This is a genomic window from Enterobacter cloacae complex sp. P12RS (assembly GCF_014895875.1).
In the GTDB taxonomy this organism is placed as follows: domain Bacteria; phylum Pseudomonadota; class Gammaproteobacteria; order Enterobacterales; family Enterobacteriaceae; genus Enterobacter; species Enterobacter bugandensis.
In genome coordinates this window covers 12,549-26,471 of the sequence record NZ_JADBQO010000032.1, presented here as the reverse complement: position 1 = coordinate 26,471, position 13,923 = coordinate 12,549, and the positions used below count along the sequence as shown (strand labels likewise).

Below are 13,923 nucleotides of genomic sequence, written 5' to 3'. Positions count from 1 at the left end.
TGCGCCCCGAAAGATGAAGTTAAACAATCTGCAGCGTGCCCTGACGGAACTTACGCTGGTAAACCACGGTGGTGAGCGCCATGGGGACGATAATCGCCACCGCCATGGCCAGGGCAAACACCTGCCAGAAAGTAGGCTGGATGGAGAGGATCCCCGGCAGGCCGCCGACGCCAATCCCGTTCGCCATCACGCCGTTCAGGCCGCACAGCAGGCCCGCCAGGCCAGAGCCGATCATCGCGCAGAGCATCGGGAAGCGGTACTTCAGGTTGATGCCGTACATCGCCGGTTCGGTGACGCCGAGATAGGCGGAGATGGCCGCCGGAACGGAGATCTCACGCTCGTTGTGCTTACGGCTAACGATAATGATGCCGGTCACCGCAGAGGCCTGTGCGATGTTAGAGAGGGCGATAATCGGCCAGACCGGGGTACCGCCGAGGCTCTGGATCATCTGCATATCGATGGCCAGCGTGGTCTGGTGCACGCCGGTGATCACCAGCGGGGCATACAGGAAGCCAAACAGCGCGGCACCGATTGGCGCGAAGCTGCCGGTCATCAGATGACGCACCGCGAAGGCTACGCCGTCGCCGATCATGCGGCCAAACGGACCGATAAAAGCGTGCGCCAGGAAGACGGCCAGGATCAGCGAGCAGACCGGCACCACCACCAGGTAGAGGTAATCCGGCACGATGCGCTTCAGACGCGTCTCAATAAAGCCCAGCGCCAGACCCGCCAGCAGGGCCGGAATGACCTGCGCCTGATAGCCCACCTTGGCGATGGTAAACAGGCCGAAGTTCCACACTTCCGGCACCTGCTGACCAAGTAAGTAAGCGTTCATTAACTGCGGAGAGACCAGCGTGACGCCCAGTACGATACCGAGAATTGGCGTACCGCCCATCTTGCGCACGGCGGACCAGCAGATCCCGACCGGCAGGTAGAAGAAGATCGCTTCGCCAATCAGCCACAGGAAGTCATAGATGCTTTGCAGCGCCGGGTACATCTGCGCCAGGGTTTTACCGTCGCTCATTGGCACATCGCCGATGACGTTACGGAAGCCCAAAATTAAGCCCCCGCTGATCAGCGCCGGCAGCAGCGGGAAGAAGATTTCTGCAAAGTGGGAAATCAGCTGCTCGTGCCACTTCATATTCTGGCGCGCCGCCTTCTTCGCCTGCTCTTTATCGGCAGAAGAGTGTCCGGTGGTCGCCAGCAGAGCCTGATAGTAATCGCCCACTTCGGTACCAATCACCACCTGGAACTGTCCGGCGTTGGTGAAGCAGCCTTTCACCATGGAAAGCTCTTCAATCGCCTTCGGGTTGGCCTTGGCCGGATCGTTCAGCACGAAGCGCAGGCGGGTAATGCAATGGCTGACGGTGGCGATGTTTTCGCGGCCGCCGACCAGGACGATCAGCCGATCGATATCTGCTTGTTTGACTTTACTCATCATGAAACCTCATGACAGATGTTGAGGGGGGTAATGACCTGAGCGCAAGCCTACTCCTTCAGCGTGACGGCGAAAATGGGAACGTTCCCGAAATCGGGCGAAGATCACAATAAACGATTCAGGGGGGTTATGAGAGACGGGCGGGAATAACGATCTGGCGCGGCTCGCTCCGCCCGTTGATCTGCTCGATCAGCTGCGCGGCGGCCTGTCTGCCGGACTCGGCGTAGCCCGGATCGACGGTGATAATTTCAGGGTGCAGGAACTTCATCAGCGGCGTGCTGCCGACGCTCGCCACCTGCAGGTTATCAATGCGCTGCTCCTGCAGATACTTGCTGGCACCCAGCGCAAGGGTGTCCGTGGCGCACACCAGCGCGGTGGTCTGCGGCGTCAGGACGCTGGCGACCTGCTCGTAGCCTTGCTTCATGCCCAGCCCCGGCAGGGAGGCCACGGCAGGGAGATTGTGCTTTTTGCAAAAGGCCAGATAGGCCTCGTGACGGCGCTTGCCGGTGGTAACGTCCGCGTGCGGCACGCCCAGATAGCTGATGTGGCGGTGGCCTTCTTCGTACAGGCGCTGCATCAGGGTGATAATCGCCCCCTCATCGTCATAACAGACGGAGGCAAAACCGTGGGCATCGCGCGCCAGCAGCACCAGAGACGGCTGCCAGTGTTTCAGCATCTCCTCGTCAATGCCGGTAAAACCAAACAGCACCACGCCGTCAATGTTACGGCGCTGGAGCATGCCGAGATGTTCTTCCACCAGCTGTGGCGAGAACTGGCTCTCCATCATGATCGGGTCATAGCCCTGCTCGTAGAAGGCGGGCAGCATGGTCTGAACGGCGAGGTTTTCGGAGAGGGAATCCAGACGCGAAACGATGATCGCAACCACTTTATCGCTCTGCCCGCGCATGGCGCGTGCGGAGCGGGAAGGGGAAAAACCGTGCTGATTCATGACCGCCTCAACGCGCTCGCGGGTGCGTTCGCTGACGCCGCTTTCGTTGTTCAGCACGCGTGAGACGGTTGATTTCCCCACGCCGCTTAAACGCGCGATGTCTTTAATTGTAAGGCGGTTCTGCATGCTGTTTTCCCTGTAACAACGACAAAATGGTCAATTGAGCCTAATGCTATAGCGCGATTTCGCTATGGGCAAAGTCTGGTTTACGTACTGTTTATTTGCAGGCGCGTATAATACCGCCCGAATCGTCACAAAGGGTACGCTTAAATCTTTATACTGCGCGGCGACACCCTGTTTTTTTACTTACCGGAGGCTTTATGGATCCCGATCCCGCACCTCTCCTGAACGGGAGAATTTGTTCTTTCCGGTAAGCCAGCTTTTGCTGTCTCACCGGTAATGTGAGGCAGCAACGTCCTAAACGTTCCTGCTTGAAAAATTGAGTGCCTGACAGGTACGGCTTTGCCACGCCTGAAGGGAATGCTGCGTCCGCCTGGCGGATGCGGAGGAATGTCTATGTTTAAAAATATCACCCGGCAGCTGCAGGCGCTGCTGAGCCGCCATCTGCCACACCGTCTTGTTCAGCGCGACCCGCTGCCCAATGCCAAAAACATGGCGGGAGCGGCGATCCCGGCGTCCCTGACCGAACGCTGCCTGAACGTGGCGGCGATGGATGAAAACGAAGTCTGGCGCGCCTTTGGCGGCCATCCGGAAGGGCTGAACGCGTCTGAAGTGGAAAAAATCCGCGCCGTGCACGGCGATAACCAGATCCCGGCGCAGAAGCCCTCTCCGTGGTGGGTGCACCTGTGGCTCTGCTACCGCAACCCGTTCAACCTGCTGCTGACCGTGCTCGGCATCATCTCTTACGCGACGGAAGATCTCTTTGCCGCGGGCGTGATTGCCCTGATGGTGGGTATCTCCACGCTGCTGAACTTCATTCAGGAAGCCCGCTCCACCAAAGCGGCAGACGCCCTGAAGGCGATGGTCAGCAATACCGCAACCGTCTCGCGCGTGATTAACGATCTCGGCGAAAACGCCTGGGTTGAGCTGCCCATTGACCAGCTGGTGCCGGGCGATCTGGTGAAGCTGGCGGCGGGAGACATGATCCCGGCGGATTTACGCATCATCCAGGCGCGGGATCTGTTCGTGGCGCAGGCCTCCCTGACCGGCGAGTCCCTGCCCGTTGAGAAGGTATCGCGCAGCCGCGACCCGCAGCAGATGAACCCGCTCGAGTGCGACACCCTGTGCTTTATGGGCACCACGGTGGTCAGCGGCACGGCGCAGGCAATTGTCACCGCCACCGGCGGCAACACCTGGTTTGGACAGCTTGCCGGGCGCGTCAGCGAGCAGGAGAGCGAGCCGAATGCGTTCCAGAAAGGGATTGGCCGCGTCAGCATGCTGCTGATCCGCTTTATGATGGTCATGACGCCGATTGTCCTGCTGATCAACGGCTACACCAAGGGCGACTGGTGGGAGGCGGCGCTGTTTGCGCTCTCCGTGGCCGTCGGCCTGACGCCGGAAATGCTGCCGATGATCGTTACCTCCACGCTGGCGCGCGGGGCGGTCAAACTCTCTAAACAAAAGGTGATCGTCAAACACCTCGACGCCATTCAGAACTTTGGCGCGATGGACATTCTCTGCACCGATAAAACCGGCACCCTGACGCAGGATAAAATCGTGCTGGAGAACCACACCGACATCGCCGGTAAAACCAGCGAGCGCGTGCTCCACAGCGCGTGGCTGAACAGCCACTACCAGACCGGGCTGAAAAACCTGCTCGACGTGGCGGTGCTGGAAGGCGTGGACGAGGAGGCCGCCCGTACGCTCTCCGGCCGCTGGCAGAAGGTGGACGAAATCCCGTTCGACTTCGAGCGCCGCCGCATGTCGGTGGTGGTGAGCGAGCAGCCGGACGTGCACCAGCTGATCTGCAAAGGCGCGCTGCAGGAGATCCTGAACGTCTCCACGCAGGTGCGCCACAACGGGGAGATCGTGCCGCTGGACGACACCATGCTGCGCCGCATCAAGCGCGTCACCGACAACCTGAACCGTCAGGGGCTGCGCGTGGTGGCGGTGGCGAGCAAATTCCTGCCCGCGCGGGAGGGGGACTATCAGCGTATCGACGAATCCGATTTGATCCTCGAGGGTTACATCGCATTCCTCGATCCGCCGAAAGAGACCACCGCACCGGCGCTGAAGGCGCTGAAGGCGAGCGGCATCACCGTCAAAATTCTCACCGGCGACAGCGAGCTGGTGGCGGCCAAAGTGTGTCACGAAGTGGGGCTGGACGCGGGCGACGTGGTGGTGGGGAGCGACATCGAGCACCTCACCGACGACGAACTGGCGCAGCTTGCCCAGCGCACGACGCTGTTTGCCCGCCTGACGCCGATGCACAAAGAGCGCATTGTGACGCTGCTGCGTCGTGAAGGGCACGTGGTGGGCTTTATGGGCGACGGCATCAACGATGCGCCCGCGCTGCGTGCGGCGGACATTGGCATCTCCGTGGACGGCGCCGTGGATATCGCCCGTGAAGCGGCGGATATCATCCTGCTGGAAAAGAGCCTGATGGTGCTAGAGGAGGGCGTCATCGAAGGGCGTCGCACCTTCGCCAACATGCTCAAGTACATCAAAATGACCGCCAGCTCCAACTTCGGTAACGTCTTCAGCGTGCTGGTGGCGAGCGCGTTTCTGCCGTTCCTGCCGATGCTCCCGCTGCACCTGCTGATCCAGAACCTGATGTACGATGTCTCTCAGGTAGCGATCCCGTTTGATAACGTTGATGACGAGCAGATCCAGAAGCCGCAGCGCTGGAACCCGGCCGATCTGGGCCGCTTCATGCTGTTCTTTGGGCCGATCAGCTCCATCTTCGACATTCTGACCTTCTGCCTGATGTGGTTTGTGTTCCACGCCAACACGCCGGAACACCAGACGCTGTTCCAGTCCGGCTGGTTCGTGGTAGGGCTGCTGTCCCAGACGCTGATTGTGCATATGATCCGCACGCGCCGCATTCCGTTCATCCAGAGCCGTGCCGCGTGGCCGCTGATTGTGATGACGGGCATTGTGATGGCGCTCGGGATTGCGCTGCCGTTCTCGCCTCTTGCAGGTTACCTGCAACTTCAGGCGCTGCCGCTGAGCTACTTCCCGTGGCTGGTGGCGATCCTCGCGGGCTATATGGTGCTGACCCAGATGGTGAAAGGGTTCTATGCGCGTCGATATGGGTGGCAGTAAACTCATTTTCCCACAATCCAAACGTAGGCCGGGTAAGGCGAAGCCGCCACCCGGCATCTGGCTTTCCTCCCAAATTCAACAACCTGTGATCTCCGTCGGCGCATTCGCTTGACGACAATTTGTACGCATGTTAACAGAATGTTTTGCCTGTATTTGGCCCGTCAGATAAGGAACATTCATGTTACGGTACAGTCTCTTAACCGCCGGGCTTATGCTCGGCGCCTCCGCTTTTGCCGCGCCGGCAGGCGATCTTCCCCTGATGCCCTGGCCTGCGAAGGTTGAACGCCCGACGACGCAGGGCGCGCTGGTGCTTAACAATCAACTCTCCGTGAGCGTCAGCGGCGACGATCTGGGGGACGCGGTCAACCGCCTGCGCCAGCGCATTGCGCTGCAAACCGGCTGGACGCTACAGCCACAGGCCGAAAAACCTGACAAGCCGACCATCCGTATCGCCATCGCTAAAAAGGTGAAGCCGCAGCCGCTGCCGGACAGCGATGAGAGCTACAAACTCATAGTGGATGCCAACGGCGTGAACATCTCCGCTAACACCCGCTTTGGCGCATTTCGCGCAATGGAAACCTTGCTCCAGCTGATGCAGAGCGGTGCCGAAAACACTTCGATTCCGTGGGTTACCATCGAAGATTCGCCGCGCTTCCCGTGGCGCGGGCTGCTGCTCGATTCGGCGCGCCATTTCATCCCGTTACCCGATATCAAGCGTCAGATCGACGGCATGGCTGCGGCCAAGCTCAACGTCCTGCACTGGCATCTGACCGACGATCAGGGCTGGCGCTTTACCTCGAAGCGTTATCCAAAATTAACCCAGCTTGCCAGCGACGGGCTGTTCTACACCCCTGAGCAGATGCGCGAGATTGTGCGTTACGCTGCCGAACGCGGCATACGCGTGGTGCCGGAAATCGATATGCCGGGCCACGCCTCAGCGATTGCCGTCGCCTATCCAGAACTGATGAGCGCGCCGGGGCCGTACGCTATGGAGCGCCACTGGGGCGTGCTGAAGCCGGTGCTGGATCCCACCATAGAGGCGACCTACACATTCGCCGACGCGATGGTCAGCGAACTGGCGGCGATCTTCCCCGATCCGTATCTGCATATCGGCGGCGATGAGGTGGACGACAGCCAGTGGAAGGCAAACGCGGCGATCCAGAGATTTATGCGCGACAACAAACTGGCGGACAGCCACGCGCTGCAGGCGTATTTCAACCGCAAGCTGGAGACGATCCTTGAGAAGCATCACCGGCAGATGGTCGGCTGGGATGAGATCTACCATCCCGATCTGCCGAAAAGCATTCTGATCCAGTCCTGGCAGGGACAGGACGCGCTGGGGCAGGTGGCGCAGAACGGCTATAAGGGCATTCTCTCAACCGGCTTCTACCTCGACCAGCCCCAGTCCACCGCCTATCACTACCGCAACGAAATCGTGCCGCAGGGGCTGAATGGCGTGGACGTGATAGCGGACACCGACAGCGTCCAGAGCTGGGCTTTCTCCATGCCGCGCCTGAAGGGCAAGCCGGTGGAAGGCAGCTTTACGCTGGTGAAAGGCGACGCCGGCTGGCGCGGTTTTATTGATTTTGCCGGGAAATCGCGTCGGGCGGTGAATAACATTCAGTGGCGCGACGACAACCAGGTGACCTTTACCGTCGACACCTGGATGGGTGAAACGCGCCCGGTGGCCAACGTTGATAACGACAAACTCACCGGCTATTTCCTGGTGGGAAACACCCGCTACCCGATTAGCGGCGCGCGTCTGGACGACGTGCCGAAAGGTACCCCTCCGGTCGTGCCGGACGTGGCGAATCAGGCCAACCTGCTCGGCGGCGAAGCCGCGCTGTGGGCGGAAAACGTGGTCGCGCCGGTGCTGGACATCCGCCTGTGGCCGCGCGCCTTTGCGGTGGCGGAGCGGCTGTGGTCCGCGCAGGACGTCAACGACGTCGATAACATGTATACCCGCCTGCAGGCGATGGACAGCTGGTCGACGGTTTCCGTCGGGCTGCAGCAGCATACCCAGCAGCAGGTGCAGTTCACGCGCCTCGCTAACAATGCGGACACCCTGCCGTTGCAAATCCTCGCTCAGGCGCTCGAGCCGGCCCAGTATTACACCCGCCAGCACCTGAAGTTCCAGGCCGGAAACTACCATCAGTTTGAGCCGCTTAACAGACTTGCAGATGCGCTGAACGCCGAAAGCGCTACCGTGCGTCAGATGCACAAGTGGGTGGACCGCCTGGTGAGCGACGCGGAAGACACGGAGAGCGCCGAGGCGCTGCGCCACGTCTTTAACCGCTGGCAGAACAACACCAGCGACGTGCTGGCTTTGAGCGAAAACAGCTATCAGCTGAAGGCCATTAAGCCGGTCATTCTGGAGGTGGATAAGCTGGCCTCGATTGGCCTGAGGCTGACGGATCTGGTGGCGCGTCAGGGGACGCTGGACGACAAAGAGATCGCGTCGATCCAGAGCGAGCTGGACAGCGCGGCGAAGGTGCAGGATGAGGTGGTGATTGCGGCGGTCTATCCGCTGGAGACGCTGCTACGCGCCACGCGAAATCAGTAACACACATGCCCGGTGGCGCTGCGCTTACCGGGCCTACGTGGTGTGTAGGCCCGGCAAACGAAGTGCCGCCGGGCGTAAAGGCCACTCAGTTCTTCAGAACCCACGCCTCTTTCCAGTGTGCGCCAACGCCTGGCTCATACTGGTTTGCGGTTGGGCTGTACTGCACGCAGAAGCCGCTGTACGGGAAAGGCTTACATTCGTAGGTCTTACCGTCTTTAGGCTGAAGCACCACGGTACCTGCCTTGTACGACGCGATATTGTCCGGGAAGGTAAAGTCGTGGTGGCCGGTGCTATCCGCAGCGGCATCGCCTTCCAGCATCAGGTTCAGGACGTCCTGCGCGAACAGGGTGCCGTCTTTATTGGTCGCGTAGTATTTCAGCATGTGGTGGCCGGCGGTCACGTCGGTCAGGGTCATGGTGACGTCCTGATTGCTGTTGTTCATGTCCTGCTTCAGGTAGCCTTTTTCCGCACCGTGGTGGTTCATCACGTGTGCTTCAAAATTCACGTCACCCTGCGTATTCACGTGGAAGGTCACGGTCGCGTTGCCATGTTCGATTTTGCTGTATTGCAGATCGGTAACGGCAATGGTCTCATTCACCTGCGCTTTTTGCTCTTCATAAGAGATAGCAACGGACTGCAGCGTGCTGCCGTCTTTCACGAATACGCTGTTGGCGCCGTGAACCGGGCTGATGTCACCGGCTTCATCCTTCACGCCGACGCGCACGTCGTGCTGCGCGGTGTTGATCTTCTGCGCCAGATCGTAGGACCACTGGTTAGCGTCGCCTTGTTCAGCAGAGCCGATGGTCATCTCGGTGCGCATGGCGGTCACTTCGCCGTGGGCGTCGAAGAAGCGTGCGATAACTTTATCGCCCACGTTCAGGTTATTACCGGCAATCTGGCCGCTCAGGGTTTTGCTCCACTCGGACACAACCGCAGGCGTTTCGTCCGGGGTAACGTTGCCGCCATTCCCGAAATCAACGTCGATAGCCTGATAGAAGCTGTTTGTGGTATCTGCAATTTCCCATACGCCGTAAATTACCTGATAACCTGTGCGTTCAGGAACATTACAGGTCATGGATTTAGTTACGGCTGGCGCCTGGCTATTTCCGTTAATTGTACAGAACGGGGTTAATTCAAACTGATCGCGAGTTAGCGGTTTATTTGGATCCCAGTTTTGTTTGGTAATGTAATAACGCCAGTTGGTAGTTTTGTGCGGCGCAGTATGGTGCCAGACAAATTCATGCGGGCCCGCGGTCATCGGGTTTTTAGTCCACGCATTCAGGCTCTGCTTATCCAACTGAGAATATTGAGAGATACCCGCGCTGGCGAGGTGTCCGTCTGCTGGCTCTGCCCCGGTCGGGAAGCCGGAGGTTTTCTCTACGCTCTGCGGTTCATACTGTACGGAGCCGCAATCAATATTTTGACCCAGCTTACACATATAGGCGCGGCTGGCAGGAGATTCAATATATCCGTGAGCAAATGCCGAAGATGCAACGGTCACTGTTGCGAGGGCAAGTGCAATTTTTGAAAGTTTCATTACTCATCCATTATTAGAGAATATTACTAGGCGAGGGAGAGTCTAATAATGGATCTGGCTCTGTGTCATTTTACCCGGAGAGTAAAAATAACCGAAATAAAAAAGGCAGCCCGAGCTGCCTTCTGTTTATTGAAATGTATTAACGACGTACGGCGATCGCTTCAATTTCAATTTTCACGTCTTTTGGCAGACGCGCCACTTCCACGCAGGAGCGCGCCGGGAAGGTGGCGTTGTGCTCGGTGAAGAACGCTTCGTAAGTGGCGTTAACGGTGGCGAAGTCGTTCAGATCTTTCACGAACACCGTCGTTTTGACGATATCACCCACTTTCAGGCCCGCAGATTCAACGATAGCCTGCACGTTTTCCAGCGACTGACGCGCCTGAGCCGCCACGTCGGCCGGTACTTCACCGGTTTTCGGGTTTACCGGGATCTGGCCAGAGGTGATGATCATGCTGCCCAGATCAACGCCCTGAACGTATGGGCCGATAGCCGCTGGTGCATTTTCCGTCGCGAGTACTTTGCTCATTTTTTCTCCAGAATTACAGCGTTAAGAATGTTCCCGGCCATTATAACAGCCGGGATTTCATTACCAACCTCAATTAGTTGGCCAGCACCACATAATGGGAAAACTCTTTTTCGCAGTATTTGCATTTGAGCGCGATGTCATTGGCGCGCTTTTTCACTGCAAAGCTGGACGAAACCGGCTCGGCGTGGCTGATGCAGTTGCTGTTCGGGCAGACCAGCACGCTTTCGATACGCTCCGGCAGGCTCGGGCGGGATTTGCCCACCACGTCGTAATCGTCGATGCGGTTAACCGTGGCGTCCGGCGCGTACAGCGACAGCTGGTTGACCTGCTCGTCGGTCAGGAAGGTGTTCTCGATCTTGATCAGATCTTTACGGCCCATTTCGCCGGAAGGCAGGTTCAGGCCGATGGTGATGCGCTGGTCGGTTTCGGTCAGTTTGAACAGCGTCAGCAGCTTAAAGCCCACCTGCGCAGGGATGTGGTCAATCACGGTGCCACGCTTGATGGCTTCAACCTGGAGTTTGTTATCGTGTGTCATGGTCGTCTCCCCTTACAGAGCTAATTCGCGATTCAGAACCAGTGCCAGTAACGCCTGGCGAGCGAAGATGCCGTTTCCGGCCTGCTGGAAGTACCAGGCGTGCGGCGTTTTATCCACGTCGGTGGCAATCTCATCGATGCGCGGCAGCGGGTGCAGCACCTTCATGTTGTCGCGCGCGCCGTCGAGGTCGCTGGCGCGCAGCACGAACTGCGCCTTCACGTTGGCGTATTCGGACGGATCCAGACGCTCTTTCTGCACGCGGGTCATATAGAGAATATCCACGTTGCCCACCACCTCTTCGATGCTGGCGTGCAGGCTCCACGTAATGCCTTTCTCGTCCAGCATGTCGAGGATGTACTGCGGCATCGCCAGCGCGTCCGGGGCGATGAAGAAGAAGCGGTTGCCGCTAAATTTCGCCAGCGCCTGGGTCAGGGAGTGGACGGTGCGGCCGTACTTCAGGTCGCCGACCATGGCGATGTTCAGGTTTTCAAGCGTGCCCTGCGTCTCCTGAATGGTGAACAGGTCCAGCAGGGTCTGCGTCGGATGCTGGTTGGCGCCGTCACCGGCGTTCAGCACCGGAATGCCGCCGGAAAACTCGGTGGCCAGACGCGCCGCGCCCTCCTGCGGATGACGCATCACAATCGCGTCCACGTAGGTGCTGATCACTGAAATGGTATCCGCCAGGGTTTCGCCTTTTTTGCCCAGCGACGTGTTGCTGCTGTCCGAGAAGCCCACCACGCTCGCGCCCAGGCGGTACATGGAGGTTTCAAAGGAGAGGCGGGTGCGCGTCGAGGCTTCAAAGAAACAGCTCGCGATCACCTTGTGCTTCAGCAGCTCTGGCTGCGGATTGGCCTTCAGTTTTGCCGCGGTTTCCAGAACCAGTTCCAGCTCTTCGCGGCTGAGGTCGTTTATGGAAATGATGTGTTTTTGATAAAGCGGATTCATGTTTATCTCCTGACGCCGGGCAAAAAAAAGCCCCTCAAATGAGGGGCTCTGGGAATAGGTTTAGCAACGGGAAGAAAAACGGCAGGCCAGCGTCTGATTTCAGACGCGGTAAGACGTTATGTCGTACACGCTTGACCATGCTTCCTCCCGGCAAATTGTCGGGCATTATACGCAGCTCGTTTTTGGGATCAAGCGATTTAATGCACGCTTTACTCAATGCAAACGGTTCTTTATGAATATTAATGCATTCTGAGTAAATAATTAATTTGCTTATGCACCAGCGCGGTACGCTTCACCACTCGGGGCGCGACCCAGACAATACTGCTTCCCGCCACCACGCCTAAAATTTCCGGTAACTGGTGATAATCCAGAATACGCGCCACCGCGCGGCCATATCCGGCAACGGTATGAATAAGGATAAATTCGCTATTGTGCTCCACGCTTACCACCATTTCGGAGACGGTACGCGCGGCGTCGGGGGCAGGGCGCAGCTGGGGATTCAGCGAATAAATCTTTAGCCCTTTGGCATTGCGAATTTTTATGACGCCGAGCAACTTGAGCAGACGTGAAACGGTGGACTGGCTGATGGTCTCAAAACCCCGCTCCTGCAAGTCGCGGCGGATCTCTTCCTGAGAGAGATAGCTCTTTTCCGCGATCAGACGCTGGCAGACCGTTAGCTGTAGTTGCTCTTTGGGAGAGTACTCTTCGTAATCCATCATAGTTCCCATATCAGTTCCCGAAAAAACCGGTGGCACCGCACCGATCCGTAGGCCGGATAAGCGCAGCGCCATCCGGCAAATCACAACAACGCGCCCAGGCTTAACGCCACCATAATCACCACCGTCAAAATCCCCAGCAGCGGCGCGACCCATTTCAGATAACGCACGTAGGGCACGCGGGCGATAGCCAGCCCGCCCATCACGACGGCAGAGGTGGGGGTGATAAGGTTAACGATGCCGGACGCCGACTGGTAAGCCGTAACCACCAGGTCGCGGTTGACGTTAGCGAAATCGGCAAGGGGCGCCATGATCGGCATCGTCAGAACGGCCAGGCCGGACGAAGAAGGCACAAGAAACGACAGCACCACCTCCAGCCAGTACATCACGTTAATGAACGCCACCGTCGACAATCCGGTGACCATCCCCTCGGCGCTGTGCAAAATGGTGTGGGTAATCATGCCCTTATCCATAATCACTACGATACCGCGCGCGATGCCGATAATCAGCGCGACGCCCAGCAAATCTCGCGCGCCGTTGATAAACGTCGACGTCAGCTCCTCTTCGCTCATGCGGGCGATAAGCCCAACGATAATGGCGCTGGCGAGGAACACCGCCGAGATCTCCGCCATCCACCAACCCAGCACCGCCACGCCGTAGATCATCACCGCGAAGGCGAGGGCGAAAATCACCAGGATGAGTTTGCGCACCGGGGTAAATTCCAGCGACTGCTCGCCCTTGTTGCCGAGGAAGTGGGCGAGGTTCTCCTCCTGTTTATCCGCCACGATCGACAGCGACGGATCTTTGCGCACCTTGCGGGCATAGCGCATCACCCACGCCACGCAGATGATCCAGCCGATGACCAGCAGCGCGATGCGCAGCATGATCCCATTGGTGAAGGGGATCCCGGCTGCGTTAGCGGCGATCACCGTCGCGAACGGGTTAATGGTGGATCCGAGCGTGCCGATCCCCGCCCCGAGCAGTACGGTGGACGCGGCAACCACCGGATCGAACCGCGCCGCCAGCATCACCGGCACCAGTAAGGTATAGAAGGGCAGCGACTCTTCGGCCATGCCGTAAATCGTGCCGCCTGCGGCAAACAGCGCCATCAGGATCGGGATCATCCACTCTTCGCGCCCGCGCAGCTTAGTGGTGACGCGCTCGATCCCGGCGTCAATCGCTCCGGTTTTGGTGACGATCCCGAGAAATCCCCCGATGATCAGGATAAACAGCGCAACGTCGATCGCCCCGGCCTGGCCGGACTCCGGATCGTACAGTCCGGCAATCGGCGCCATCAGCACCGACACCAGCCCCTGCGGATGCGATGCCACGTGCGCATAGGTGCCGGCAACCGGCACCTCTTTGCCGAGCGCCTCGTTCATCGCCATATGGTACTGCCCGGCCGGAACAATCCACGTCAGCACGGCAACCACGGCAATCAGAAAAAAGAGAATGGTGTAAGCGGAGGGAAACTTGAACTTGCCCATGA

The 13,923-nt window shown here is 58.7% G+C and carries 11 protein-coding genes and 1 pseudogene; 3 read left to right on the top strand and 9 right to left on the bottom strand.

Translation table 11 applies throughout. The annotated features are described in order from the left end of the window. Positions 1–19: 19 nt before the first annotated feature. Positions 20–1,438 carry a PTS trehalose transporter subunit IIBC gene (gene treB, locus IM284_RS17495; protein ID WP_045259643.1) on the bottom strand — a complete coding sequence of 473 codons (1,419 nt, stop codon included), beginning with the start codon at positions 1,436–1,438 and terminating at the stop codon, positions 20–22. Between the two features lie 127 nt (positions 1,439–1,565). Continuing rightward, positions 1,566–2,513 carry a trehalose operon repressor TreR gene (gene treR / locus IM284_RS17490; RefSeq protein ID WP_028015312.1) on the bottom strand — a complete coding sequence of 316 codons (948 nt, stop codon included), beginning with the start codon at positions 2,511–2,513 and terminating at the stop codon, positions 1,566–1,568. A 390-nt stretch (positions 2,514–2,903) separates the two neighbouring features. Here treR and mgtA point away from each other — a divergent pair, with 390 nt between their 5' ends. Both mgtA and IM284_RS17480 read left to right on the top strand, forming a co-directional pair. Beyond that, entirely contained in the window at positions 2,904–5,612 is a 2,709-nt protein-coding gene (gene mgtA / locus IM284_RS17485) for a magnesium-translocating P-type ATPase (protein WP_045259608.1), read from the top strand. Positions 5,613–5,790: 178 nt separating this feature from the next. Beyond that, positions 5,791–8,175: a beta-N-acetylhexosaminidase gene (locus tag IM284_RS17480; protein ID WP_047367007.1), complete on the top strand. Its 2,385-nt coding sequence runs from the start codon at positions 5,791–5,793 to the stop codon at positions 8,173–8,175. An 85-nt stretch (positions 8,176–8,260) separates the two neighbouring features. Here the strand turns inward: IM284_RS17480 and gbpA are convergent, their stop codons facing one another. The 5 genes from gbpA to IM284_RS17455 all read right to left on the bottom strand — a co-directional run bounded on the left by gbpA (position 8,261) and on the right by IM284_RS17455 (position 11,857). Next, the gene (gbpA, locus tag IM284_RS17475) at positions 8,261–9,712 is read right to left on the bottom strand and encodes an N-acetylglucosamine-binding protein GbpA (RefSeq protein WP_045259606.1); all 1,452 of its coding nucleotides are present in this window, start codon (positions 9,710–9,712) and stop codon (positions 8,261–8,263) included. A 139-nt stretch (positions 9,713–9,851) separates the two neighbouring features. Beyond that, a complete protein-coding gene (gene ridA, locus IM284_RS17470) occupies positions 9,852–10,238 on the bottom strand; it encodes a 2-iminobutanoate/2-iminopropanoate deaminase (protein ID WP_003863373.1) in 387 nt (128 codons plus the stop codon). A gap of 73 nt (positions 10,239–10,311) precedes the next feature. Beyond that, on the bottom strand, positions 10,312–10,773 hold the full coding sequence (gene pyrI, locus IM284_RS17465; RefSeq protein WP_010427352.1) for an aspartate carbamoyltransferase regulatory subunit: 462 nt from the start codon (positions 10,771–10,773) through the stop codon (positions 10,312–10,314). Positions 10,774–10,785: 12 nt separating this feature from the next. Then, complete coding sequence (gene pyrB / locus IM284_RS17460; protein ID WP_047367008.1) at positions 10,786–11,718, bottom strand: aspartate carbamoyltransferase; 933 nt, start codon at positions 11,716–11,718, stop codon at positions 10,786–10,788. A gap of 34 nt (positions 11,719–11,752) precedes the next feature. Further along, positions 11,753–11,857, bottom strand: coding sequence for a pyrBI operon leader peptide (locus tag IM284_RS17455; protein ID WP_022646880.1), 105 nt, complete (start codon positions 11,855–11,857; stop codon positions 11,753–11,755). Here IM284_RS17455 and IM284_RS17450 point away from each other — a divergent pair. Then, positions 11,837–11,954 (top strand): annotated as a pseudogene (locus tag IM284_RS17450) (hypothetical protein). The gene IM284_RS17455 and the pseudogene IM284_RS17450 overlap by 21 nt on opposite strands. A 3-nt stretch (positions 11,955–11,957) precedes the next feature. Here IM284_RS17450 and IM284_RS17445 read toward each other — a convergent pair. Beyond that, on the bottom strand, positions 11,958–12,437 hold the full coding sequence (locus tag IM284_RS17445) for an arginine repressor (protein ID WP_028015317.1): 480 nt from the start codon (positions 12,435–12,437) through the stop codon (positions 11,958–11,960). Between the two features lie 80 nt (positions 12,438–12,517). Further along, positions 12,518–13,921 (bottom strand): YfcC family protein, encoded by a 1,404-nt coding sequence (locus IM284_RS17440; RefSeq protein WP_045259604.1) that lies wholly within the window; start codon positions 13,919–13,921, stop codon positions 12,518–12,520. Positions 13,922–13,923 lie beyond the last annotated feature (2 nt).